This window comes from Kibdelosporangium banguiense, assembly GCF_017876405.1.
In the GTDB taxonomy this organism is placed as follows: Bacteria; Actinomycetota; Actinomycetes; order Mycobacteriales; family Pseudonocardiaceae; genus Kibdelosporangium; species Kibdelosporangium banguiense.
Window position 1 is genome coordinate 11,943,944 of record NZ_JAGINW010000001.1, and the last position, 23,350, is coordinate 11,967,293.

General features: G+C 66.0%; 19 protein-coding genes. 12 read left to right on the forward strand and 7 right to left on the reverse strand.

What is annotated here, in order from left to right:
• Window positions 1-1,125 precede the first annotated feature (1,125 nt).
• Entirely contained in the window at window positions 1,126-2,628 is a 1,503-nt protein-coding gene (locus JOF56_RS53505; RefSeq protein WP_209647094.1) for a discoidin domain-containing protein, read from the reverse strand.
• A 98-nt stretch (window positions 2,629-2,726) separates the two neighbouring features.
• Window positions 2,727-3,302 carry a CGNR zinc finger domain-containing protein gene (locus tag JOF56_RS53510; RefSeq protein ID WP_245378791.1) on the reverse strand — a complete coding sequence of 192 codons (576 nt, stop codon included), beginning with the start codon at window positions 3,300-3,302 and terminating at the stop codon, window positions 2,727-2,729.
• 89 nt (window positions 3,303-3,391) lie between these two features.
• Here JOF56_RS53510 and JOF56_RS53515 point away from each other — a divergent pair, with 89 nt between their 5' ends.
• From JOF56_RS53515 to JOF56_RS53525, 3 genes are all read left to right on the forward strand, one after another.
• Entirely contained in the window at window positions 3,392-4,159 is a 768-nt protein-coding gene (locus JOF56_RS53515; protein ID WP_209647096.1) for an MBL fold metallo-hydrolase, read from the forward strand.
• A gap of 72 nt (window positions 4,160-4,231) precedes the next feature.
• Complete coding sequence (locus tag JOF56_RS53520; RefSeq protein WP_307855692.1) at window positions 4,232-5,482, forward strand: MFS transporter; 1,251 nt, start codon at window positions 4,232-4,234, stop codon at window positions 5,480-5,482.
• A 163-nt stretch (window positions 5,483-5,645) separates the two neighbouring features.
• The gene (locus JOF56_RS53525) at window positions 5,646-6,653 is read left to right on the forward strand and encodes a pectate lyase family protein (RefSeq protein WP_209647097.1); all 1,008 of its coding nucleotides are present in this window, start codon (window positions 5,646-5,648) and stop codon (window positions 6,651-6,653) included.
• 1 nt (window position 6,654) lies between these two features.
• On the opposite strand, the gene JOF56_RS53530 is transcribed toward JOF56_RS53525, so the two are convergent.
• The 4 genes from JOF56_RS53530 to JOF56_RS53545 are packed head-to-tail and all read right to left on the reverse strand — an operon-like array spanning window position 6,655 to window position 11,361.
• A complete protein-coding gene (locus JOF56_RS53530) occupies window positions 6,655-7,428 on the reverse strand; it encodes a DUF6807 domain-containing protein (protein WP_209647098.1) in 774 nt (257 codons plus the stop codon).
• Window positions 7,425-9,386: a hypothetical protein gene (locus JOF56_RS53535; RefSeq protein ID WP_209647099.1), complete on the reverse strand. Its 1,962-nt coding sequence runs from the start codon at window positions 9,384-9,386 to the stop codon at window positions 7,425-7,427. The genes JOF56_RS53530 and JOF56_RS53535 overlap by 4 nt, the downstream gene beginning before the upstream one ends.
• Window positions 9,383-10,468: a Gfo/Idh/MocA family protein gene (locus JOF56_RS53540; protein WP_209647100.1), complete on the reverse strand. Its 1,086-nt coding sequence runs from the start codon at window positions 10,466-10,468 to the stop codon at window positions 9,383-9,385. The genes JOF56_RS53535 and JOF56_RS53540 overlap by 4 nt, the downstream gene beginning before the upstream one ends.
• Window positions 10,465-11,361, reverse strand: coding sequence for a BadF/BadG/BcrA/BcrD ATPase family protein (locus JOF56_RS53545; RefSeq protein ID WP_209647101.1), 897 nt, complete (start codon window positions 11,359-11,361; stop codon window positions 10,465-10,467). Before JOF56_RS53545 ends, JOF56_RS53540 begins: the two co-directional genes overlap by 4 nt.
• Before the next feature lie 159 nt (window positions 11,362-11,520).
• Between JOF56_RS53545 and JOF56_RS53550 the strand changes: the two genes are divergently transcribed.
• From JOF56_RS53550 to JOF56_RS53565, 4 genes are all read left to right on the forward strand, one after another.
• Complete coding sequence (locus JOF56_RS53550; protein WP_209647102.1) at window positions 11,521-12,636, forward strand: ROK family transcriptional regulator; 1,116 nt, start codon at window positions 11,521-11,523, stop codon at window positions 12,634-12,636.
• A 106-nt stretch (window positions 12,637-12,742) separates the two neighbouring features.
• The gene (locus JOF56_RS53555) at window positions 12,743-13,684 is read left to right on the forward strand and encodes a carbohydrate ABC transporter permease (RefSeq protein ID WP_209647103.1); all 942 of its coding nucleotides are present in this window, start codon (window positions 12,743-12,745) and stop codon (window positions 13,682-13,684) included.
• A 15-nt stretch (window positions 13,685-13,699) separates the two neighbouring features.
• A complete protein-coding gene (locus JOF56_RS53560) occupies window positions 13,700-14,554 on the forward strand; it encodes a carbohydrate ABC transporter permease (protein WP_209647104.1) in 855 nt (284 codons plus the stop codon).
• A 30-nt stretch (window positions 14,555-14,584) separates the two neighbouring features.
• On the forward strand, window positions 14,585-15,901 hold the full coding sequence (locus JOF56_RS53565; RefSeq protein WP_209647105.1) for an ABC transporter substrate-binding protein: 1,317 nt from the start codon (window positions 14,585-14,587) through the stop codon (window positions 15,899-15,901).
• A 53-nt stretch (window positions 15,902-15,954) separates the two neighbouring features.
• On the opposite strand, the gene JOF56_RS53570 is transcribed toward JOF56_RS53565, so the two are convergent.
• Window positions 15,955-19,638: a S8 family serine peptidase gene (locus JOF56_RS53570; protein ID WP_209647106.1), complete on the reverse strand. Its 3,684-nt coding sequence runs from the start codon at window positions 19,636-19,638 to the stop codon at window positions 15,955-15,957.
• Window positions 19,639-19,774: 136 nt separating this feature from the next.
• Here JOF56_RS53570 and JOF56_RS53575 point away from each other — a divergent pair, with 136 nt between their 5' ends.
• The 5 genes from JOF56_RS53575 to JOF56_RS53595 all read left to right on the forward strand — a co-directional run bounded on the left by JOF56_RS53575 (window position 19,775) and on the right by JOF56_RS53595 (window position 23,209).
• On the forward strand, window positions 19,775-20,260 hold the full coding sequence (locus tag JOF56_RS53575; protein ID WP_209647107.1) for a SigE family RNA polymerase sigma factor: 486 nt from the start codon (window positions 19,775-19,777) through the stop codon (window positions 20,258-20,260).
• A complete protein-coding gene (locus JOF56_RS53580) occupies window positions 20,257-21,135 on the forward strand; it encodes a hypothetical protein (protein ID WP_209647108.1) in 879 nt (292 codons plus the stop codon). The genes JOF56_RS53575 and JOF56_RS53580 overlap by 4 nt, the downstream gene beginning before the upstream one ends.
• A gap of 97 nt (window positions 21,136-21,232) precedes the next feature.
• On the forward strand, window positions 21,233-21,694 hold the full coding sequence (locus JOF56_RS53585; RefSeq protein ID WP_209647109.1) for a hypothetical protein: 462 nt from the start codon (window positions 21,233-21,235) through the stop codon (window positions 21,692-21,694).
• 80 nt (window positions 21,695-21,774) lie between these two features.
• Window positions 21,775-22,302 carry a hypothetical protein gene (locus JOF56_RS53590; RefSeq protein ID WP_209647110.1) on the forward strand — a complete coding sequence of 176 codons (528 nt, stop codon included), beginning with the start codon at window positions 21,775-21,777 and terminating at the stop codon, window positions 22,300-22,302.
• A gap of 67 nt (window positions 22,303-22,369) precedes the next feature.
• Window positions 22,370-23,209, forward strand: coding sequence for an SAM-dependent methyltransferase (locus JOF56_RS53595; RefSeq protein ID WP_209647111.1), 840 nt, complete (start codon window positions 22,370-22,372; stop codon window positions 23,207-23,209).
• Window positions 23,210-23,350 lie beyond the last annotated feature (141 nt).

The following is a 23,350-nucleotide window of genomic DNA, read 5'->3' on the forward strand; positions in this document are numbered from 1 at the left end:
GGGGCTCGGTAACCGGGGCTGGGTTCGCGACGGGGGGCGCCAACCCGGCACGCCAGACCTTCAAGCTCGGCAACCGGGCCCGCTTCCCGTTCATGGGCGCCAACCGGGCCCGCCAGGCTCTTCCGGCTCGGGTTCCGTTCAGGGCCACCGACCTGGCACGGCAGTGCCTTGTCCCTGCTAACCGGTGCTCGTTCCGACTGGGGGTGCTGACCGGAGCCGCTGAGCCTTTGGCTCGGTCGCTGGGTTGCTGACCGGGGCCGCCGGCCCTTCGTCTCCGCGACTGGTAACTGGCCCTTCATGTCGGGCTGCCAGGACAATGGCGTGTGGGGCGCGTTCGGGTAGACTGTCGGCAAGTGGACGTTCTGGCGATGAAGTTGTTTCTTGCTCCCCTGTTGGTTGTTGGGTCTACTTTGGTTGGGTGGCGTTGGGGGGCTGGGGTTGCGGGGATTCTGGTTGGGCTGCCGATTGTGGCTGGGCCGATTCTGTTCATCTCCTATTGTCTTCATGGCGGCGACTTTGTTGGTCGGGCGGCTGATTCGTCGTTGCTTGGGCTTGTGGCGCTGGCTGTGTTTGCGGTGGTGTTTGCGTTTGCTGCGCGTCGATTCGGGTGGTTTGCCACGGTTGGGATAAGTTGGGTTGCTGTTCTTGCCGTGGATTTTGGGCTGTCGTTTGTTCCTGTCACGACGATTGGTGGGCTTGTGCTTTCGTTGGCTGCGACGACGGTGGCGATGGTTCTGATGCCGGGGTCGGAGCCTTCGGCGAGGCCGCGGCGGTCGTCTGTGTGGGATTTGCCTGGGCGTGCTGTTGCCACTGGGGTTTTGGTTCTTGCTGTGACAACGGCTTCCAGTGTGTTGGGGCCGCACTGGACTGGTCTGCTGGCGCCTTTTCCTGTCGCGACAAGTGTTGTTGCGGCTTTTGGGCACGCTCAGCATGGGGCCGACGTGACTGCGCGGACCTTGGCTGGGGTGCTGATGGGTCTGTTCAGCTTCGCGGCTTTCTGTGTCACGGTGTCGACTCTCGTCAGGCCGCTTGGTGGCGCCGCGTTTGCGTTGGGTGTGGGGGTTACGGTCTTTGTTCAGCTTCTGGTTGTGCTGGCCCGCCGGGAGTGGCGGGCCAGCAGTGGGGTCAGTGCTCCAGGAGGGAGACGCTTGTTCGGTAGCCGGAATCGCCGACGTAAGGCACCGAGCGGGCGATGCCGATGGTTACGCTGACGTTCTTTCCGGTTATGTCACCTGTTGGGAAGTAGCGGCTGGGGATCAGGCCACCGGGGCACCAGCTGCGTGGGTTGGATGTTGTGTTGTTGCGGAAGATTCCGGGGTTTCCGTCTGGGCTGTATTGCTCGAGGGCGGCGCAGTCGACGGCGGTGGAGAACGAGCCGACGCGGGTGCCGTTGACCGAAACGGTGACTGTGGTGTTGGAGTACTCTTCGCCGCCTGCGGCTGAGCCGTAGCCGGCTATCACGAGGGCTATGTCGCCTCGGTTGCTGGCTGCGGTGTGGGTGATTGGGCCTGCGTTGATGGAGTTCGTTGTCTCGCGGATGCCGGAGATCATTCCGGTGACGTCGTGGTCCTTGGCCACCAGGGCCGTGGTCGAGATCAGCGACATCGAGTACTTGAAGCCTATTGCCCTGAATTCGGGGGTGACCTCGGGGTGTGACTCGCAGGCGTCGCCTCGGTACGGGTTTGAGCCGCCGCCTATGCCGAGGTAGATGTCCTTGTTCGGGTCGGCGAGCGAGCCGGCGTACGGGCCGAGGTCGGCGTCCGGGAATGTGTAGTTCGCTTTGGTGCCACGCCAGTAGTTGCTGAATGGCGTGATGAAGTCCTGGAGGGTGACTCGCGGTGTGGCCGCGGTCGGTGTTGTGCCCTTTGGCACGGCGACGTAGAACACCGTGCCGATCCGGTCGTAGTTGTCGCATTGGGCGTGGTAGCTGACGCGCACCCGAAGGTCGTTGCCGATCAGCGCTTTCTCCGCGTCGGTCAGCTTTCTGGCGAACTCGGTGCCCCGGTTCCACATCAGGACGCCTGGAGGCGGGGTGTAGTTGGCCGGGTCGTTGCTTGTGTAGATGCCGAATTGGGGGATGTGGTCGAACACCGAGATGGTGCCGCCGCCTGGGGTTCCGGTGCTGGTGCCGTAGACCTCGAACTCGTAGATACGCGCCGCCGAGTCGGTGGTCTGGGTCGGGGTGTTGACGGTCAGCTTGGCGTAACGGGCTTCCGTCGCGGTGATGGGGTGCGTCGTGGTGCTTGCCGTGTTGTTCGTGACGGTAACCGGAGTAGTCCACGTGGTGCCGTTGGTGGACAGCGAGATGGTGAATGCTTTCGTGTTGTATGTCGCCGACTCTCCGCCGGCACCGGCGTGCTTGATGGCGAAACTGGTGACCGACGCGGTGGCACCCAGGTCGACCTGCAGGAACTTGCTGCTGGCCGTGGAGCACCATTTGTCGCTGTTACCGCCGGAAACGCTGCCGTTGACAGCCTTTTCCGGTCCTTCGGAGCTCGCGCACACGGCGGAACCGGTTGCGGGCTTGTTCAGGGCCAGGTTGGTGTCGGCGGCGGCCGCGGCCGTCGGGATGGCGCTCAGGGACATTACGAGCGCGCTCAGCGGCACGATCGTTCTTCGGACCGTCATGAAGACCTCGATGGGTTGCAGGGTGGACAATGCGCACTGAATCCTGCCGAGGCTCGCCCAGGACGAACTAGATCCATTCGGCTGTGCCGGTTCCCAGTTCAGTCCGCGTTCAGTTTGGTGCGCCGGGCGTAGGCGCGTGCAGCGCGGACCCGATCGCCGCAGCGGGTGGAGCACCACTGGCGGCGGCCGTGGCGCAGCAGGTAGCGGCTGCAGGGAGGGGAATCGCAGGTGGTGAGGGAATCGGCGTCGGGGCCGGTGAGGAGGTCGGCTGCGTTGGTTGCCAGGGCGGCGAGGGCGCGGTCGAGGATCTCGTTGGGCGGACACGCCGCCGCGCGGTAAGGGCCGTTCTTTTCGTCCCAGTGCAGCAGCGCGGCCGTGGGCACTCTGCTCAGTGCGTCGTTGACGGCGGACAGGGCCGCGGGCAAGGCGGGAATCCCGGCAACGCGCGCGGCGAGCAACGATCTGATGTGTTCACGCATCGAGCGCAACTGGGCCGCGCACATCTCCTGTATTCCGGCTTCGGCCGGAGCGAGGCCGCGTTCGGTCAGCCACCGGTTGGTTGCCGAAGGGGTGCCCAGCAAGTCGATGAACTGCCCACCGGGCTGCGCGACGGCGCTGTTGGCGAAGTCGAGGGCGAGGTACTTCTCCGCTCCCGCCGCGGGCTCGATGGTCATAAGTCTCATGGTACGGCTTGATTTTATCCGTGAGAAACCTCTACTGTTCTCACGGATATATGAGCCTTCATCCGTGAGGAGATTTCTTCGTGGTCACCACCGAGCAGTTCCCTGTCCGCGTCTTCGGCGGCCCCACCGCCTTCTTCGACTACGGCGGGCTGACGTTCCTCACCGATCCGACCTTCGACGCCCCCGGCGACTACCCGGTGCCGGGCGGCCAGCTGACCAAGACGGCGCATGCGGCCGTGACACCGGACAGCCTCGGCCGCATCGACGTGGTCCTGCTCTCCCACGACGAGCACGCCGACAACCTCGACAACTCCGGCCGGGCCCTGCTCGCCGACGTCGCACTCACCCTCACCACGCCCGGAGGCGGGCAGCGCCTGGGCAACGGCGCCAAGGGACTAGCCGACTGGGAGTCGGTCGAGCTGGACCGTCCAGGCGGCGGCACGATCACGGTGACGGGTGTGCCTGCCGTCCACGGACCCGGCCCGCGCGAGGAGGTCGAACCGCTCACCGGCGAGGTTGTCGGATTTGTCCTGTCGGGAGAGGACCTGCCCACGGTCTACGTCAGCGGCGACAACGCCTCGCTCGACGCGGTCAAGGAGATCGCCGAACGGTTCGGCCCGGTGGACACCGCCATCCTCTTCGCCGGGGCTCCCCGTATCCCTGTCCTCTTCGACGGCGAACCGCTCGTGCTCACCAGCGCACAGGCCGCCGAGGCGGCCGAGATCCTCGGCGCCCGCCGGGTTGTCCCCGTCCACTACAACAGCTGGACCCACTTCACTGAAGGCCGTGCCGAACTGGTGGCCGCGTTCACCGCAGCCGGTCTGATCGCACGCCTGGATCTGGACTGATCACCCGAGTCCGGCGCCATCCGCCACCCGTCCGACACTGTGCGGGTGGCGCCTGTCGAAAGAAACTCTCCAGTGACGACTTCAGTGCCGGCCGGGACACGCTCCCAGGCACAACGCCGCATCCTGACCGTTCTGGTCGCCGCGCAGGTCCTCAGCGGCGCCGGACTAGCGGCAGGCGTGGCCGTCGGTGCCCTGCTCGCGCAGGATTTGCTTGACTCCACGAGCCTTGCCGGGCTGCCCAGTGCGGTGTCCACCGCAGGTTCCGCGCTGGCAGCCATTGCCGTCGGACGCATCTCGCATGCCCGCGGCCGCCGTCCTGGCCTTGCCGCCGGGTATCTGGCCGGTGCTGTCGGCAGCGCGGGCGTCGTTGCTGCCGCTGTCGTCGGCGACGCCGTCCTGTTGTTCCTCGCGCTGTTCGTCTATGGCGCAGGCATGGCCACCAACCTGCAGGCCCGTTACGCCGGAGCCGATTTAGCCGCGCCGACGCAACGCGCCCGCGCCGTGTCCACCGTCCTGGTGGCCACCACTCTGGGCGGCGTCGTCGGCCCCAACCTCGCCCCGGTCACCGGTGACCTCGCTCACGCACTCGGAATCCCTTACCTGGCAGGGCCATTCATCCTCGCCGGTGCCGCCTACGCAATGGCCACCGTGGTTCTGGCCGTCTGGCTACGCCCTGACCCACTGTTGCTGGCCCGCACCCTGGACGCCGAACAGCAGGGCGATCCCAGCGAGGTGCCGCGCCCGGCGGCCGGAACGAGCCGGTCCGGTGTGCTGGCCGGCACGCTGGTCATGGTGCTCACCCAACTGGTCATGGTCGCGATCATGACGATGACGCCTGTCCACATGCAAGATCACGGCCACGGCACCGCGGCCTCAGGCCTCGTCATCGCCATTCACATCGGATCGATGTACTTGCCGTCGCCCGTGACCGGCTGGCTCGTCGACCGCTACGGCCGCCTCACCATCGCCGCTGCCGCCGGTCTGGTCCTGCTGGCCGCCGGAATCGTGGCCGCCGTCGCCCCCGGCGAATCCGTCGCCCTGTTCGCGGTGGCCCTTGCCCTGCTGGGACTGGGCTGGAACTTCGGCGTGGTCACCGGCACCGCGATCATCACCGACGCCGTCCCGCTGGCCGCACGCGCCAAAACCCAGGGCACGGTCGACGTCTCCATCGCCATCGCGGGCGGCGCCGGCGGCATGACCTCAGGCCTCGTCGTCGCGGCTGCCGGCTATCCCCTGCTTGCCATCGGTGGCGGCATCCTGGCGTTGGCCATCGTGCCGGTGGTCATGGCCACCGCGCGTAGCAGGCTCCCTGCCCAGGGCTGAGCCATCCTACAGGGAAAGCGCTTACCGGATCCGGCGCCGACCAGAGCGCAAAGGTTTACAACCGGTAACGCCGTGACTACAGTCACAATCTGGGAGCGCTCCCAGACATGCCGCCTTGCCCTTCCGCACAGTGCGGCACTTCCCTGCAGAACGAGGAGTTTCCATGTTCGTTCCAGCGAAATCCTGGCCGGAACCGATTCGGCGGTCAGTCGCCGTCGCGGTCGCTGCCATGGCTTTTCTGGCAGTGGCGCCCGCGCAGGCAGATCCCGGTGTGCGCGTCTGGGCTGACACAGCCGACGGGTTCGCCGGCACCAGCGGAGGCACAACCGGTGGCGCAGGCGGCGCCACGGTCACCGTCGGCAACTACGCCGACCTGGTCAAGTACGCCACAGCGAGCGCCCCACACGTGATCCGGGTGAACGGCACGATCACAGTCGCCCCCTACGGCACCGAAATACGCGTCGCTTCGAACAAGACCATTGTGGGCGTGGGCACGAGCGGGCAGATCGTCAACGGCGGGTTCTTCCTGGGTTCGGGCGTGCACAACGTGATCATCCGCAACCTGACCATCAGGGACACACGGATGACGTCGGACGATCCTGACGACAAGGAGTTCGACTACGACGGCATCCAGCTGGACAACGCGCACCACGTGTGGATCGACCACAACACCATCACGCGGATGAACGACGGCCTGATCGACAGCCGTAAGGACACCAGCTACCTGACCGTCTCCTGGAACGTGCTGGCACAGAACAACAAGTCCTTCGGCATCGGCTGGACGACCAACGTCACCGCGCGAATGACCATTCACCACAACTGGATCCGCGACACCAAGCAGCGCAACCCCAGCACTGACAACGTCGCCTACGCGCACCTGTACAACAACTACCTCCAGAACGTCACCTCGTACGGCAACTACGCCCGCGGCGCGACAAAGATGGTCCTGGAGAACAGCTACTTCGAGAACGTCAAAGACCCTTACTACAAAGACAGCGCCGCGCAACTGCGCCAGTCCGGCAGCACTGTGGTCAAATCCAGCGGCAAGCAGCAGAGCGGTGGCTCGGCGTTCACACCAAGCTCGTTCTACTCCTACACCCTTGACCCAACGGCCCAGGTTCCCGCGTTGCTGCGCACCAAGTCAGGCCCTCAGGCCAACATCGGTTTGTAGCTCACCTGTCGGCGATCACCACGTGGTAGGTCCGGCTGAGTGCGCAGCCGGGGCCGATGACGAGTGGCTGGTCGAACGCGAGTGAGGCTCCGATGCCGGGGTATTCAGCGATCCGGGCGAACCAACGGTCGTTGTCGGCCAGGCCGCTGAACGTCAGGCTGTACCGCGCCGAGGACACGGTCAACTCAGGTGTGGCCGAACCGTTGATCGCGGACTCGGCGCGCAGTGAGCCGGCGGAGAGCTCTACGTCGATGGTTGGTGGCAGGCGCCAGAAGAATCCGCCGTAGCCTGCGCCTTCGCCCCGGCCGTTGAGCGCCGGAGTACGCAATTCCACCAGCGCTTTGCCAGGATTGGTCAGACGAGTGCTGACCGTGAGGCGCCAACTCCGGTCGTCGACTGCTTCGGCGCGGATCTCACGCTGTTCCTCCAGGAGGGTGGTGCCGTTCGGACTGAGCCAGTGCAGATCATGGGCAAATGCGTTGTCCGACTGGGAACGCCAGCCGGTGTGCACGATTCGGCCGTGATCAGGCAGCCAGACGTATCCCTGTCCGTGTACGTAGGTGCGGCCGCCCCAGAGGTTTGTGCCGGATACGTCGGGCATCGCGATGCCGGCGCCCAGGTGCCATTCGTGATCCTCGGGCAACACATCGGTGACCGCTGTGCCTGTGAGCGTGCGTACAGGGTGCAGGTATGGGCGTGGGACGAGTGTTGGGTCGATGTCCGGGTCGATCACGTACTCGGCAACGATTTTTCCCCGTAGGGACAACAGGCTCATCGGGCACTCAGCAGCAGGATGGGATCGCCGTGCTCATCACCGGCCGGGTGGCCGATGAGGGCGACGAATCCCGGCGCACGCACGAGCACACCTTCCTCGATCGCTTCCGCTGTCAGGGCAATCGGGTTCGGGTCAGGCCCATAACACAGGGCGAACACTGCTCGGCCGTGCGGCGTTTCCGGGATCGGGTCGGCCAGCACGTGATTGGTTTGAGCGACGCGGTGCCATCCGTGATCCGGATTGCCGTACCCCCTGGGGTCGTCGCCGAGTGCGAACGCCACCTGTTCCTGTGTGAGACCAATAGTCTCAGGGCTGTTGACGTATTCCCGGCCTGCAGGTGGATTGACCACGCGCAGGGGTGCGCTTCCGCTGATCGCAAGACCACCGGCGAGCAGGATTCCCTTGGTGGCCAGGACTTCGCCTGGCGAACCAAGGTCGAACGGGGTGGCGTCCGGCTCCGACACCGTCAGAATCTTGTGCTGACGTTCACCTTCCTCGGCCGCGTAAGGCAGACCGGCCAGGAAGGTCAGGTCCACGTCAGCAGGCAGTGCCGACCGATCGAGCACTGCCACCACGTACATCCGGTCGCCGTCGGACACGTAAAGGTGTTGCACGGCAAGCATGACCTGGTCTCTGGTGACCACAGGCTTGGTCACCAGCTTGCCCGCGAGGCCGGTGATCGCCACATCCCGCGTGCGTACCGGGCCGAGCGGACGGACCAGAAGCAGCGATTCTCCGTCCGGATACCGCACCAACGGGCCGATCCCGTGTTGGTGGTCCACAACAGACTCGATGACGGCAGTCCCGGCGGCATCGATCAGGTACGGCGTGAGCTGCTCGGTCAACGACACGGACACACGTCCGTGCCGCAGCGAGTAAGGCGTCGACACCGGGTCATCGGCCGGATGCCGGTACCACTTGTGGTCGTCCTGGTAGAACCAGACGGTGGTGAACGCGAAATGCCCGCTGGGTACGCCGGGCGTGGTCGCGCAGTAGTAGGCGACACGCCGGTCGCCGAGGTAACGGCCGAGGTCGGCCTCGATTCGGTTGCCGAAGAACCGGAGTCCGAGCATGCCTTCGCAGCCGCAGTGCTGTTCGCTGTAGCGCGGCCCGCCGTAGTCGAAGCCACGCGCGGACAGCCTGCATTCCAGGTGCCGGGCGATCTCGTCGCCGTCCTGCAGGAAGCACTCCTGACCACTGATCTGATAGGCCCGCGCGAGGAACGTCAGCGAGATGGGCAGGTAGTTCTGGTCATGGCCGGCGCCGTGCTCGACCGGCAGCCGGAAGCCTCGGTCCGTAACGCACGCAGCACGTACCTCGTTGTGGTACAAAGACATTGCTTTGTCCACTATCGACTGATCGGCCAGCAGCCGGCCCAGCGCCAAGCCCGCGGCGACGGCACCGATCGCCTGGTTGGCGGTCTGCTGGGGATTGAACAGGCTGGCCTCGGTCAGCCAGTGCCAGAATCCCCTGGTCACCTCGGTCAGTTCGGCATACTGCGACCGCGTGCACAGTCCCTGACCGAGTTCCAGCACGTTGACCGCGTGCAGCATCGCCCACACCGTGCTCGGCCAGTCACCGAACGGATGTTCCCCGGCGGCGAGGACATATCGAGCGTACGGCAGGCCGCTGTCGCGGATCCGGTAGAACAGCTCCCCCGGATTGTCGGTCCGGAAAATCCGGTGTGCCAGCACGAAATCCAGGCCGCGGCGGGCAGCGGCGACCAGTTCGGTGTCCCGCCGGTCACCTCGATGCCAGGCGAGACACAGCAGCGAGACCACACCCAGCGACATGTCGCCGACATCGTCATCAGCGGCCGGGTCTTCGAAGTTGCCGTCCGGGCTCTGACGGGCGATCACCGTGGCGACCGCGTCGGCGAGCGCTGCCCGCAGGCTTTCCGGGTCGTCGGGCAGGTCGTGCACGCTGGCGTGCTGACTCGGCAGGTACACCGGCGTCATGTGAGCTCCTTGACGGCCCAGGGCAGGTTCAGTTCGGAGAACAGCAGCCCTTGTTCCGTGGCTGCCACCACCGCGTCCTCGATCCCCGCAACAGTACGCCCAGTCGGCGTGATTCGTTGGTACCGCTCGGGAATCGCGTGCTCACCCGGCCTGTCCTGGATCGCGGCCAGCGCCGAGGTGAAGCAATAGGCAGCGCGCAGCGGGCTGCACAGGACGTCCTGCCCGGGATCGGCGTCCAGGTTCGTGATCAGGTCGTCGATCAGTGCCACCCGGTCACCGGCGATCTCCTCGGAGCCCACTCGCAACAGGTCCTTTGTGTACCACAGAGTGGCCTGTCCCCTGCTACCGAAGACCTTTACATATGGCTCGAACTCATATCGTGCGCACAATGTCACCGCCACGGTCACCGAAACACCAGTGCTCGCATCGATTCTGGCGCTCATCGTGTCGTCGGTCCCGATCTGGTAGGCACGATACGGCTCAGCACGCATACTGAGCGAGGTGCCGGGATCAGGGGCGGCCAGTCGCAGCGCGATCGCGAGCCCGTGTGCGAACGGATTCGCCAGAGCGCCATCACCATAAGCACGCCGTCCTGCCCACGCAGAACGGCTGTAGTAGGCGGAATCCCGGTACCAGCAACCGGCGACACTGATCCGTCGCACGTCACCGAGCTCGCCTGCCCGGACCCGGCTGATCAGCTCCCGCACCACGGACGACCCGAACGCCTGAAACCCGACCTGGCAGTGCCGGCGAGTCCGCGCAGCGACATCGAGCAGATGTTCATGGTCTGCCAACGTTGTCACCGGCGGCTTCTCCAGCAGCACGTGCGCGCCGGACGACATGGCATGCGAGGCCAGCTCGGCGTGGGTGTGCATCGGGGTCGCGATCACCACCACATCCGGCCGGAGCCTGTCCATCAGCCGGACCGCGTCGGTGTCGAAGACAATGCCCGGCAACGGTTCCGGTTGCCGCAAGTCGGCGATCCCACGCAGGGAAAGCAGTCCGGCGTGGTCCCTGGCCAGCAGGTCGGCCAAGTGCACCCGGCCGTGACCGTGTGCACCGATCAGCACCACGTTCGTCATTTCAGCTGCTCGGCCAATCGCACGGCACCATGTACCGGCGGCACAGCCAACCGGTGCACCTTGCTGCTCGGAGCGACCACCGCGAGTTCACGGAGGAAAGCGTCGAACAGCCTGCGCTGGTTGAGAATCACCCCACCTGCGACCACTACGTCATCCACCGGCACATCCCTGGTGGCGAGCATCGCCACGAGACCGGCCAAGGCTTCGGCGGCTTCCCGCACGACTGCCTCAGCGAGCGCGGACCCGCCGTTCAACGCGTCGAACACCAGGCTGGCGCGACTGCCCCAGCCCGCGGCGCCGAGGTCGGCCGCCATGGCGTCAGGCAGGTCGGTGACCTCGGTGACCTGGTACGACCGCACCAGCAGGTCGGCCAGCAGATCAGGTGGCTCGCCACGGTTGCGGGCCGCCAGACTCGCTCGCGCGGCTTCCCGCGTGAGACCGGACGCGCTGCCCTCGTCGCCGAGCAGCCATCCCCAGCCACCGACGTAGACGGACTCGCCCTGGCGATCCCGCCCGACGGCCACGGATCCGGTACCGGCGACCAGTCCCACGCCCACGGCCAGACCGGCCGCCGGGACCAGCAGTTCGGCGTCGTTGCACACCAGGCACGCGACCGGCAGCAGACGTGTGAGCTCCTCCTGCACGACCGCACAGGCCCGGGCACTGTCACATCCATGCGCGCCGACGACAATCCCGTCTACTCCGGCCTGTCGCACAGTCGTACCGATCAACTCTGCGAGAAAGGCGGCCGCGGCCGGGCCGTCCGAGGGCAGCCAGCCTTCGCTGGCGACCACGCGGTCGGCGATCGTCTCGCCGCCGCGGGTGGCGTGGATGTGCGTCTTGGTGCCGCCGACATCGATCCCCACCCGAACACCGGAGATCAGTTCCGGCACAGTTTCCCTCCCTCGAGATGGCTGACACCGGGGTGTGCGTGGGCTGGCGGCGACCTCCTCACGGAGGGATACAGCAGGGAAAGCGGCTGGGACCCGCTTGGTTAGTTAAGCATTGAACTTACTAACACCGTCCGCTGTCAAGGTGTACGGTCTGCGACCATGGTCGAGTCAGCGCTTTCCGACAGCGCGAGTGACGTCTTCGCCGCGCTGGCAGAGCTGCGGAAAGCCACTCGGCCGCAGCTCGCGGCCGCATGCGAGTTGTCCAAGCCCACGGTCTCCACGGCGGTGGCGGAACTGGAGGCGCTGCGGCTCGTCGAGCGCAACGGAACGGCGTTCGGCGCGACCGGCCGCTCCGCCGCCGTCTACCAGCTCGGCCCTGAGGCCGGATATGCGCTGGCCATCGACCGCGGCTCCACCCAGGTCGCCTACCGCGTGATCGGCTTGGACGGAAGGCTGCTGGACGAGGACCACACCGATGAGCCGGCCTCCGCACACGCCATGATCCGTACCGCGCTGCGCAGACGTACACGCAGTGGTCCACTTCGTGCGGTTGTGGTCGCGGTGTCCGATGTGGTCACACCGACCGGCCGCGCCGGCGATCCCACGATCGAGCAGCGGATCCACACCGCCGTCGACGCGCTCGCCTTGCCGCCTGGCGCCCCTGTCCGGACCGAGAACAACGTCAACTGCGCGGCCATCGCCGAACTGCACGAAGGCACAGGCGGCTCACAGGACACATTCGTGTATCTCCAGGCCGGTATGGCGATCGGCGCCGGAATAGTGGTCAACGGCAAGCTGATCCGCGGATCGAACGGGGCCGCGGGCGAAGTCGCCCGGCTCGCCTACCCATGGGTGGACGGCCAGTCCGCGGGCCATGAGGCACTGGAAGCCCGCCTCGGCTCCCCCGGCCTGCTGCGCCGGGTCCGCGCCCGATGGTCGGCAGAACATGGCCAGGTTCCCGAGAGTGCACATGCGCTGTTCGACCTGGCCGAGCAGGACCACTCGCTGGCCAAGGTGCTGGTCGCCGAACACGCACGGGAGATCGGCAAACTGGCCGTGTCCGTCTGCGCGGTGCTCGATCCCGGCCTGCTTGTCCTGGGTGGCGGGGTCGGCGGCAATCCGCTGCTCACGGCCGGGATCGCGGCCACGCTCGCCGAGCTCAGCTGGCCGACCGAGGTGGTCGTGAGCCGCCTCGGCGACCGCGCGACCGTCCTCGGCGCCACTCATCTGGCCCGTGAGGACGGTGTACGACAGGTGACCTTGACAGCACGATAAGTCGTCCTTACAGTCTCGGAAAGCGCATTCCAGTTCCCTGGGACGGACTCCTGGACAGCGCCGTGTGCAGACGGCAGCCATCAACAGGCAAGTCCCAGGAGAAAAGATGTCATCCACCGCGCTCAAACCGCCGGATGCCAGGACAGGCGCTTTCATACCGGTGCACAAACGCAAGCGGCACAAGCACAATCTGGCCGGTTACAGCTTTCTCGCACCATGGCTGATCGGCCTGTTCAGTTTCACCCTGCTGCCGATGGCGTACTCGGCGTACCTGTCGATGACGAAGTTCGACCTGCTCACGCCTCCACAATGGACCGGCCTGGCCAACTTCAAGATGCTGCTGCAGGACGAGCGGTATTTGCAGTCAGTGAAAGTCACGCTGATCTACGTGGTGACCTCAGTACCGCTGAAGCTCGCCGCGGCGCTGCTGGTCGCGATGGCGCTCAACCGCGGCCTGAAAGCACTGGGCTTCTACCGATCGGTGTTCTACCTGCCGTCGCTGCTCGGCGCCAGCGTCGCGGTATCGGTGATGTGGCGGCAGATCTTCTCCCAGCAGGGCCTGCTCAACGACTTCCTCGGCCTGTTCGGCATCCAGGGCGCGGACTGGATCGGCGACCCGCGGTACGCGATGTGGACGCTGGTGCTGTTGTCCGCCTGGCAGTTCGGCACCCCGATGCTGATCTTCCTGGCCGGTCTCAAGCAGCTGCCGCAGGATCTCTACGAGGCGGCCGCCCTGGACGGCGCCGGCCCGGTCCGGATGTTCTTCAAGATCACCCTGCCGCTGCTGTCGCCGATGGTGTTCTTCAACCTGGTGCTGGAGACGATCAACGCGTTCCAGACGTTCACCCCGGCCTACGTGGTCTCCGGTGGCCTGGGCGGGCCGATCGACTCGACCCTGCTGTACACGCTTTACCTGTACCTCAAGGGTTTCGGCAGCATGCAGATGGGTTACGCCTCGGCGATGGCGTGGGTGTTGTTCGCGGTGATCGGCCTGTTCACCGCGCTGTACTTCTGGTCGGCCCGCCGCTGGGTCAACTACGCGGACTGAGAGGGAGGTTCCGTGATGACAGTTTCCGCCCTGCCCCGTCCGCGCCGCGTGAAGTACCACTGGCGCGCCCACACGATGTTGCTGATCGTCCTGGCTGTGATGATCTACCCGCTGGTCTGGCTGGTCGGCGCGTCGTTCAAGCCGGAGAACCAGATCTTCACCACGGTCAACCCGTTCCCGACGAGCTTCACGCTCGGCAACTACATCAGCGGCTGGACCGCGACCGGCACGTCGTTCAGCGTGTACCTGTCCAACTCGATCGTGATCTCGGCCTGCGTCGTGGTCGGCAACGTCGTGTCCTGCTCGCTGGCCGCATATGCTTTCGCGCGGCTGGATTTCGCGTTCCGCAAAACGTGGTTCGCCTTGATGCTCGGCACTCTGATGCTGCCGTTCCAGGCCACGCTGATCCCGCAGTACACGATCTTCTACCAGCTGAACTGGATCAACACGTTCCTGCCGCTCGTAGTGCCGTACCTGCTGGCCTACGACGCGTTCTTCATCTTCCTGATGGTGCAGTTCATCCGCGGCATCCCCAAGGAACTCGACGAGGCGGCCGAACTGGACGGCGCCGGGCACGGCCGGATATTCCTCAGCGTCATCCTGCCGCTGCTGAAACCCGCTCTGATCACCACCACGATCCTGACGTTCATCTGGACGTTCAACGACTTCCTGCGCCAACTGGTGTACCTGTCCGACCACACCCGCTACACCGCGCCACTGGGCCTGAACTCCTTTGTGGACAAGGCCAGCGGCTCCAGCTACGGCGGCATGCTCGCGATGTCCGTGATCACCCTGGTGCCCACGGTCGCCGTCTTCCTGATCTCGCAGAAACGCCTCGTCGAGGGCGTGGCCAACACCGGCATCAAATGACCTTTCACCGCCAGAGAAAGGCTGCAGCACATGTCTGAAAACTTCTCCAGGAGAGGGTTCCTCGGCCTCGCGGCCGGTGGCGTCGCCGCGGCCGGGCTCGCCGGGTGCGGTTTCGCCCCGCCGAGCGGCGGCGGCGGTTCCTCGTCGAGCGGCGCGCTGGTGTTCCGGTGGTGGGGCGGCGAGGCCCGCAACCGCGCCTACCAGCAGACGCTCGATCTGTTCAAGCAGAAGACCGGCATCACGGTCACGGCTCAGTTCTCGGGCTACGACGGCTACTTCAACAAGCTGAACACCGAGTTCGCCGGCGGCAACCCACCGGACATCTTCCAGATGGACACGGCCCTGGTCAGCACCTACGCGGCCAAGGGCGTGCTCACCGACCTGTCGCGCTACATCCCTGACACCATCCACCTGGACACCCTGTACCCAGCTGTGCGTACGGCCGGAACCGTCGGTGGCAAGCCATACGGCGTCCCCTCAGGTTCGGGATATGCCCCTGTCGTGTACGACAAGAACGTCTTCGAACAGGCCAAGATCCCGGTCCCGACCGACAACTGGACCTGGAACGACTTCACCACCATCGCCGGTGAACTGTCCAAGGCGATGGGATCAGGCAAATACGGTGCGCTGGACGCGTCCCGGGACGACTCCGGCGCGCTGCAGCCGTGGCTGCGGCAGCGCGGCAAGGATCTCTACACCGCCGAGGGCGTCCTGGGTTTCAACGAGGACGACCTCAAGGAATGGTTCACCTACTGGGAGGGCCTGCGCAAGTCCGGCGCGATCTGCCCGCCCGAGATGCTGTCCAATGCGGACTCCGCGACCGGCAACCACCCGCTGATCACCGGCCAGGTCGCGATGACCACCGGCTGGGGCCTCGCCCAGATCCAGCCGCTGACCCAGCACGCACTGGACATCGTGATCGTCCCGCGCGGCAGCAACGGCAAGACGGGCCAGGCTCCCAGTGGCGGTGTCCTGCTCAGCGTCCCGGTGAAGAGCTCGAACCCGGACGGCGCCGCCAAACTGATCGATTTCTTCGCCACCGACACCGACGCCATCAAGATCATGGGCATCCAGCGCGGTTTCCCGCCCTCCGACAAGGCTCTCAACACCCTGCTGCCCAGCCTGAGCGCCTCCGACAAACGAGACGTGACCTATGGCCAGTACGTCTCCCAGGAAGTCGTCAAGGACGGCATCCCCAACGCCCCGACCGCTCCGGCAGGCTACAACGACGTGAAGAACGCCCTGGACGCCGCCGCCAAACAGGTCGCCTTCGCCAAGATGTCCGTCGCCGACGGCGTGACCCGCTTCTTCAGCGACGCCAAGACGGCCCTTGCCAACGCCAAGTAGAACAGCGAGGTGCGGACCGCCAGGAAAGTCCTGACGGTCCGCGCGAAACTTTCTCAGCTTCCGATCTGGTAGGCCCGGATCACGGTCTGCTGCACCGAGTTGCCGTCCGTGTCGGTCACGTTGGCCCGCAGGGAAGCGAAGCCGGACGCCGGGTGCTTGACGCCGACGTTCCAGCTGTTCCCGATGTGCCAGACGTGAGCAGGCTGCCAGGTGGCACCGTCGTCATAGGACACATCGACCGTGAACTTGGCGACGCAGGGTGTTCCGCCCTGCCGCTCCACGGACACCGGGAACGAGAAGGCTTTCCCGCCTGGCGCGCGGTTGCGGAGGTCGACAGCCGGGTCGTACCGGACGTTCAGCAGCGGCAGGGCTTTGCCTTCGTCCGCCGAGGACGAACGGAACCGCCAGTCACCTGATATCGATGTGGACAGTGGCCAGTTCGGGTCGCCCTTCCGGTTGACCTCACCGGTCAGCCGGTAGTCGGCCGCCTCATCCGGCACCGGGATGAAGGCCGGGTCCGCCACCGGCACGCTCTTGAGCAGGTTTCCGTTCCGGTACAGACTGAACTCCCCGGAGATGTCGGGACCTGGGAACTCGTCCACCCGGCGGGCCCGGCCGGCCGAGTCGCCCCACAGCGGCAGCCAGCCGTTGATCTCGCCGTCCTTGCGCATGACCCAGGGACGCGGCTGCTCGGCGACGTTGGTCCGGGTCAGGCCGCGGAACGACGGGCCGACCACCGCCTTGTTCCACCCGATCCGGTAGGACTTGCCCTGCAGAAGGTCAAGCTGGTCATCATAACTCGGGCCCCGCATTGCCGTCGACCAGGACACCGCCCACTTGCCCGGGGTGAAGTACTCGATCCGTTCCTGCTGCCCGGCAGCCGGTTGCGTGTACTGGCTGTACAGCGAGTTGCCGAAGAAATCCATGGCAGCCCAGTACCGCACCTCGCCGGGAACGTTGTCGTGGTACGAGGTCCGGACCGGGATGAGCTCCCGGTCCTTCGGCTTGTGCACCTGTGGGGTGCTGAGCTGACGCTCGACGCCGTAGGCCAGCTCGTAACGGAAGTTCGGGAACGGCCGGTTGACATACTTCGCCGCGGCGTTGCCCTTCTTGACGTATGCCTCGAACCTGTCGGCTGTCACGCTCTTGAACGAGTACAGCATCGGCAGCGCCAACGGCTCGATCGGTCCCCCGCCCAGCACCGAGGTGCCAGGGGCCTCGTCGAAGAAGTTCACCATCACCAGCTTGCCGCCGGCGTCCTTGATGTTCTTGGTGCGCTGCACCATGTCTTCGTACGAGATTGTGCGTGGAATGTCGACCAGCACGAGTTTGCCGCGGGCATCGATCCTGGCGATGTCCTCCACTGTCCCCGCACCGCCGTGCACCACTGGCAGAGTCAGGTTCTCCGCGGTGAGCGAGGCCTGGTACCACTCGGTCTTGACCTGGAACGGCTGGCCGTCGTTCGCCGACAGCTCCAGCACCTGTTCGGTGGCTCGCCGGTGCTGCCCGAAGGCGTACGCGTCCGACGCCGTGCCCGGGACCGTCGCCGCGAACATCGGGTAGAGCCTGGGGTTGATCTCGACCAAATACCCGAATGTGCAGGAACAGGAGCGGACTTTGCTGAACGCGCTCATGGTGTGGGTTCCGCCGTCGGCCGCGGGGTTGTCCGGCTCGGCGGAGACGAGCTTGCCTGCCCTGGCGTCCAGGACCTGCGTGACATCCTTGTCCAGCACCAGTTCCGGGTGACTGATCATACTGAGCTCCGGCTCCTGCCCGGCTCTGGCAGTCTCAATCACGCCGTGCACGGTGTAACGGCCCTTGGGCAGATCGATCGTGCCCGGGAACAATCTGGTTACCTCACCGGTGTCCAGGTTGATGATCGCGATGCCTGGCCGCTCGGGGTCCACCGGCGGAGCGACACCATTGCGATCAAGCAATGTGACCGTCAGGTTGTGCCTCTGCTCCTTCTGGCGTACGGAAATGGCTGTGCGAGTGGAGATCACACCATCCGCGGTGCGGGCGCTGAGAATACCGCTGTACGTGCCCGGACGGTCGTCCTGTGCGGTCACGATGACGTCTACCGACGCACTCGCACCAGCGGGAACAGTGACACTGTTCGCGGCCAGACCAAGCAGCCCGGCAGGCGCCTGCTGACCGTCAGCCGAGGTCAGGTTCGCTTGCAGGCCAAGGGTGACCGGGGCGGTGCCGGAGTTGTGCCAGGTGACCGTCTGCCGCTTCTGCGCACCCTGGTTGGGCCATGGGAGATAGGTAGAAACACTCCCAGTCGCGACCACCGTCGCACGGATGGCGCGTGCGACGTCAACACGACCTGCACCGACTGCGAACGGGCTTTCAGCGACAGGCGCGACACTGCTGACCAGAGCCGCCTTCAACCGGTCCCCGGCCCAATCCGGGTGCTGCTGAGCCAGAATCGCTGCCGCGCCGGCGACATGCGGTGCCGCCATCGACGTGCCGCTCATCCGCTGGTACGCGTCCCCTACCGGGTCGTCGGCGTGGACGCCGGCCGGGCGGGCGGCCACGATCCCGTCGCCCGGTGCGGCGATCTCCGGTTTGAGCGCGCCGTCGCCCATCCGCGGGCCACGGCTGGAGAACCAGCTCAGTTTGTCCTTTTTGGTCACACTGCCCACGGTGAGCGCGTCGTCGGCGGCACCCGGACTGGCAATCGTCTCAGCCCCGCCGGAGTTGCCTGCGGCGATCACGAACAGCGTGCCGTTCTGCCGGCTCAAGGTGTTGACCGCGGCCGACATCGGATCGGTGCCATCGCTCGGGCGCCTGCTGCCCAGGCTCATGTTGACGACCTTGGCGCGGATCTCGGCGGACGCCCACTGCATCCCCGCCAGCACCATGTCGTCGGTCGCTTCACCGGCATCGTCGAGCACCTTGCCCACGGCCAGGTTGGCACCAGGCGCGACACCTTTGTACTTGCCGCCCGACGCCGCGCCCGAGCCGGTGATCGTGGACGCCACGTGCGTGCCGTGACCGTGACCGTCCTCGATGGAGCCCTTGCCGGAGAAGTCCTTGCCCTGCGTCACCTTGCCGATCAGATCGGGATGGTCGGTATCGATCCCGGAGTCCAGCACCGCGACCTGTACGTCGTTGCCCGTGAAGCCCGCCTGCCACGCGGTGGGGGCGCCGATCTGTGGGACGCTCTGGTCGAGGGTCGCGCGTACCTTCCCGTTGAGCCAGATCTTTTCCGGGCCCGCGGCCAAGGTTTCGGCGCCAAGTGTCCGCCAGAACGAGCCCGTCTCGGTCTTGCCCTGATCGAGTGCGGTCATGCCCAGGCCGGGCAGTTCCCGGCGAACCTTGCCGCCCTGCGGCGCTTTGCGCGCCAACGCCTGCGATCCCTGAACCAGCAATGGAATGCTCGTGGTGTGCGCGTCGTCGTAGCCCTGGCCGACCAGACCGGTGATGTTGAACAGCTCGCGGTCGAGCCGGCCGGACTGGATCAGCAGCACCGCGTCGTCCGGCACCAGATAGCGATCACCGTTGCGGGTGTACTCCTGGAACGGCATCGGCCGTCCGCGTGGCGCGGGCGTCACCTGGAACCCGCCTGTCCGGACGGTCACCCGGTCCCCAGTGATCAGCGTCACCTGGGCAGGCGAAGCCGGTGTGCTCTGCGCTCCCGGTGCGGCGACTGCCACGCCGGCCGGGATCACGGTTAACACCGCTGTCGTGACCAGGGCAGCGGCCACCTGCCGTTGGGTCGATCTCGTCACTCTGTCTCCTCGCTCTGGGAAACCCCTCCACTGCTGCAACGGGACGCGGACCGCACGAGGTTGCTCGCGCGGCCAAACCTGATGGCCCTGCCGAGCGTGGATGCACCGGGGGGAGACGACACGGGAGGTCCCTGGGGTGCAACGGCCGGAAGAATCGGCGTACCGCGACTACGTCACGGCCCGGATGGAGGTGCTCAGGCGCACCGCGTATCTGCTGTGCCGTGACTGGTTCCTCGCCGACGACCTGGTGTCGATCACGATCGGGAAGCTGTACCGGCATTGGTTACGGGCCAGGGCGATGACGCATCTGGACGCGTACGTCCGGCAGATCCTGGTCCGGACCTGGCTGGACGAACGGCAAAGGCCGTGGCGGCGCGAGGAGCCGACCGAGGACCTGCCGGAGGTCCCGGTGGCCATGGGTCCGGATCTCGTGGAGCGGGCCGGGCTGCTCGACCTGCTCGCCGAACTGCCCGTCCGGCGCCGGGCCGCGGTCGTCCTGCGGTTCTACTGCGACCTGTCAGTCGAGGAGACCGCGGAGATCCTGGGCTGCTCGGCGGGCACGGTGAAAAGCCAGACCGCGCGGGCCCTGGACACCCTGCGGGCCCGGGTGGTCGAACCATGATGGAGAACGAGATGGACATCGACGACTTCGACCGGGCGATCGGCCCGACCCCGCCGTCCACTGTGGACGTCGACCGGGTGATAGCCCGGGAACGACGCAGGTCCTGGCTTCGGGTGGGTCCCGTCGCCCTGGTGATCATCGCGATCTCCGCCGGCGCGGTCACGTTGTCCGGCCACACCGAGGCCCCGCCCGCGGTCCTTCCGCCACCAGTCACGTCGTCGTCACCGTCACCGTCGCCTTTGCCTTCGCCGGAGACACAGACGTACTGTCCGGACAACACTCCGACCGCACCCCGGCTGCCGGTGGACATCAAGCAAGCGGCCGTCCGCCTGTCAGCAGTACTGAAGAAGGCCGTGCTCGACCGAGCCGCGGCAGGCACCCTGCTCGCCCCGAACCAGGCGGCCCAGTACCCCGAGGGGATCATGCACCCGCCACTGGCCTACTACCACGTATCCACGCAGGCAGAGCCCCACGCCAACGGCTGCAGCGGCGGCTCGGACCACCTGGAGACCAGGGCCACCCTGATCAACGGCTCGGAAAGTGGAAGCGTCTGGTCGGTGATCGGCCGGCTCGGCGGCGACGTCACCCCGGCGAAGGCCTGTGCGCCCCCAACCGATCACCAGACGCAGGAGTCCTGCACTCCCAGTACGGGCCCGAACGGCGAGACAATCGTGGCCACAACGTCAGGCCGTGGCGCGGTGAAGACACATCGAGTGGACGTCACCAAGCTCGACGGAACAGGCGTCACCGTGGTCGCCGAGAACGTCCCCTCCGACGGCAAACGAGACACCGTGGCCGGTAGCACCATCCCGCCGTTGACCATCGCCCAACTGACCGAGATCGCCCTCGATTCCGGAATGACGCTCTATCCCTGAAACGGGCGCGTAGGCAATAGCCACCGATGTGCCCGCCCAGCGCTTCCCCTGAAGCTGTTCGCACAGAACGGAACAACTCGAAGGGAAAGTCACAGGCATGAAGAAAAGCCTTGGTGGCATGGCACTCGCATTCGGCTTCACCGGTTCGCTGTTGCTCGGCAGCGGCCCGGCACAGGCAGCGGCCGGCCCCGACCTGGACGTAACTCAGTGCACGATCGTCGACGACCCAGTCGACTACGGCGACGGCATCGACTGGTACAAACTCCTGGTCACATACAAGAACGAGGGCACCGCGCCGACCGGAAACCAGACCTTCCAGAACAGAGTCCGCCCGGTGTACGGCATCGACGAGTTCTCAGGCCAACTGGGCAACGAGGCGAACGTCAGGTTCTCCCAGGCCCCGATGGCCGCCGGCCAGTCGGTCTCGACCTTCTACTGGCTCACCAAGAAGGTCGTCGACCAGCACACCTGGGGAATCTTCCTGGACGTCAACCACCAGGTCACCGGCGAAACCCAGACAAACGACAACTTCTGCTCATTCTTCGCCGACAACAGCTGACAAAGCGTTGCCGGCCGGGCTCAGGCCCGGCCGGCAAGTTCCACGCCTCGCATTTCTACCGGGTGCTAAGGTGCGCGTTCGTGAAATGGCAGTTCGGCGGGACTTGGCTCGCCGGCTCGGTGGCTATGGGAACCGTTGCCGTTCTTCTGACGGCTGGGCGCGGTGACCGGCCGTTTCGGGCGCTTTCCGGGTTGTCGGGGCTGATGCTGTTCGCGTTGCTCGCGTTGGTTGCTGTCCTGTTTGTCGCGTTGTTTGCGGTTGGGTTGCGGACTGAAGATGTGACGTGGCTGCCGAACGACACGCGTGCGGCCATTCTGTGGACCGCCGCGGTGGGTGGCGGCGGGTTGATTGGGTGGGGCTTTGCCGCGGCGGTGACGTTCGACGCCGGGTTCGACCTGGCTACCCAACTGATTCTTGGGTATCTCGGCGGCGGGCTGCCGTTCACGCTGATCGCCGCGATGTTCGCCAAACCGGTTCGGACCAATGCGATCGCCGCTGGGCTTACCGCCATCGCGCTGCTTGCCGGCGCGACACTCATGGACAGGCCGCTGCAGAGCTGTATTCGCTATCTGTTGCTGCTGTTCGGGCCGGCGCTGGGCGGCCAGTGACCGACCTGTGCGCGACCGGCACCGGTTGCAGGCACTAGGCTGTTAGTGTGACGAGGGCACGCTGCGCATGACACAGGACGACGACCTTCCAGGCGACGACGACCAGTACGTCGTGCCTGAAGAGGTCACGAATCTGGTCCGTCTGTACGACGCGATGCTCGGCGGCAAGGACAACTACGAGAACGACCGCGAAGTGCGCGACCGGCTGACCTTGATCGCGCCGGGATTGTCCGAGATGTCCCAGGACATTCACAACTTCCTGCTGCGCGCCACCAGGTTCCTCGCCGCCGAAGCCGGGATAAGGCAGTTCCTGGACTGCGGCCCAGCCCTCCCGTCGACAGAGAACATGCACGACGTAGTGCTACGAGCCAACACCGAAGCCACCATCGTCTACGTGGCAAAGGACCCGCTCACCCTCGCACACGGCCGCGCATTACTGGCAGGCAACGACCAGGCACGCATCCTGGAGGCCGACCTCCGCGACCCCCAGGACGTGATCGGCAACCCAACGGTCCGCAAGTACATCGACTTCAGCGAGCCGGTAGCCCTCTGCCACGCCGGCACCATGAACTACATAGTCGACGAGTGGGACCCCTGGCGAATCATGGCGGAGTTGACGGCCGCCTGCGCACCGGGCTCCTACGTCGTGTTCGCGCACCTGCTCGACCCAGGCCCCGACCACGAGTTCGCGGAAAGCATCCTGCGGCTGCAAGCGGCATTCCAAAGCGCCAGCCTGCTCACAATCCAGTTCAGGCCCATCGACCGGATCACCGACATGCTGGCCGGCCTGGAAATCCTCGAACCAGGCCTGGTCCCGGTCGCCGACTGGTGGCCGGACGGCCCCCGCACCCAGCCTCTGGCCCCGATACGGCAACTCCTGATCGGCGGAATCGCCCGCAAGCCGTAGCCAGGCAGAAACTGTGTTCCTGGCGAAAAGTCCAGCTACGTGTTACGACGGAAATGTGGGTGGAGCTTCGGGACACCGAGATCTTCCTGACGCTCGCCGAGGAGCTGCATCACCACGTCCACCGTCTCGCTCACCGTCAAC

Excerpts from the sequence above, each read along its gene's own strand:
- JOF56_RS53540 (WP_209647100.1), bottom strand. The coding sequence starts at position 10,468 with ATGACGAACGTGGTGCTGATCGGTGCACACGGTCACGGCCGGGTGCAC.
- JOF56_RS53530 (WP_209647098.1), bottom strand. The coding sequence starts at position 7,428 with ATGAGCCTGTTGTCCCTACGGGGAAAAATCGTTGCCGAGTACGTGATC.
- JOF56_RS53535 (WP_209647099.1), bottom strand. The coding sequence starts at position 9,386 with ATGACGCCGGTGTACCTGCCGAGTCAGCACGCCAGCGTGCACGACCTG.
- JOF56_RS53580 (WP_209647108.1), top strand. The coding sequence starts at position 20,257 with ATGATGGAGAACGAGATGGACATCGACGACTTCGACCGGGCGATCGGC.
- JOF56_RS53560 (WP_209647104.1), top strand. The coding sequence starts at position 13,700 with ATGACAGTTTCCGCCCTGCCCCGTCCGCGCCGCGTGAAGTACCACTGG.
- JOF56_RS53550 (WP_209647102.1), top strand. The coding sequence starts at position 11,521 with ATGGTCGAGTCAGCGCTTTCCGACAGCGCGAGTGACGTCTTCGCCGCG.
- JOF56_RS53585 (WP_209647109.1), top strand. The coding sequence starts at position 21,233 with ATGAAGAAAAGCCTTGGTGGCATGGCACTCGCATTCGGCTTCACCGGT.
- JOF56_RS53555 (WP_209647103.1), top strand. The coding sequence starts at position 12,743 with ATGTCATCCACCGCGCTCAAACCGCCGGATGCCAGGACAGGCGCTTTC.
- JOF56_RS53510 (WP_245378791.1), bottom strand. The coding sequence starts at position 3,302 with ATGACCATCGAGCCCGCGGCGGGAGCGGAGAAGTACCTCGCCCTCGAC.
- JOF56_RS53525 (WP_209647097.1), top strand. The coding sequence starts at position 5,646 with ATGTTCGTTCCAGCGAAATCCTGGCCGGAACCGATTCGGCGGTCAGTC.
- JOF56_RS53595 (WP_209647111.1), top strand. The coding sequence starts at position 22,370 with ATGACACAGGACGACGACCTTCCAGGCGACGACGACCAGTACGTCGTG.
- JOF56_RS53505 (WP_209647094.1), bottom strand. The coding sequence starts at position 2,628 with ATGACGGTCCGAAGAACGATCGTGCCGCTGAGCGCGCTCGTAATGTCC.
- JOF56_RS53565 (WP_209647105.1), top strand. The coding sequence starts at position 14,585 with ATGTCTGAAAACTTCTCCAGGAGAGGGTTCCTCGGCCTCGCGGCCGGT.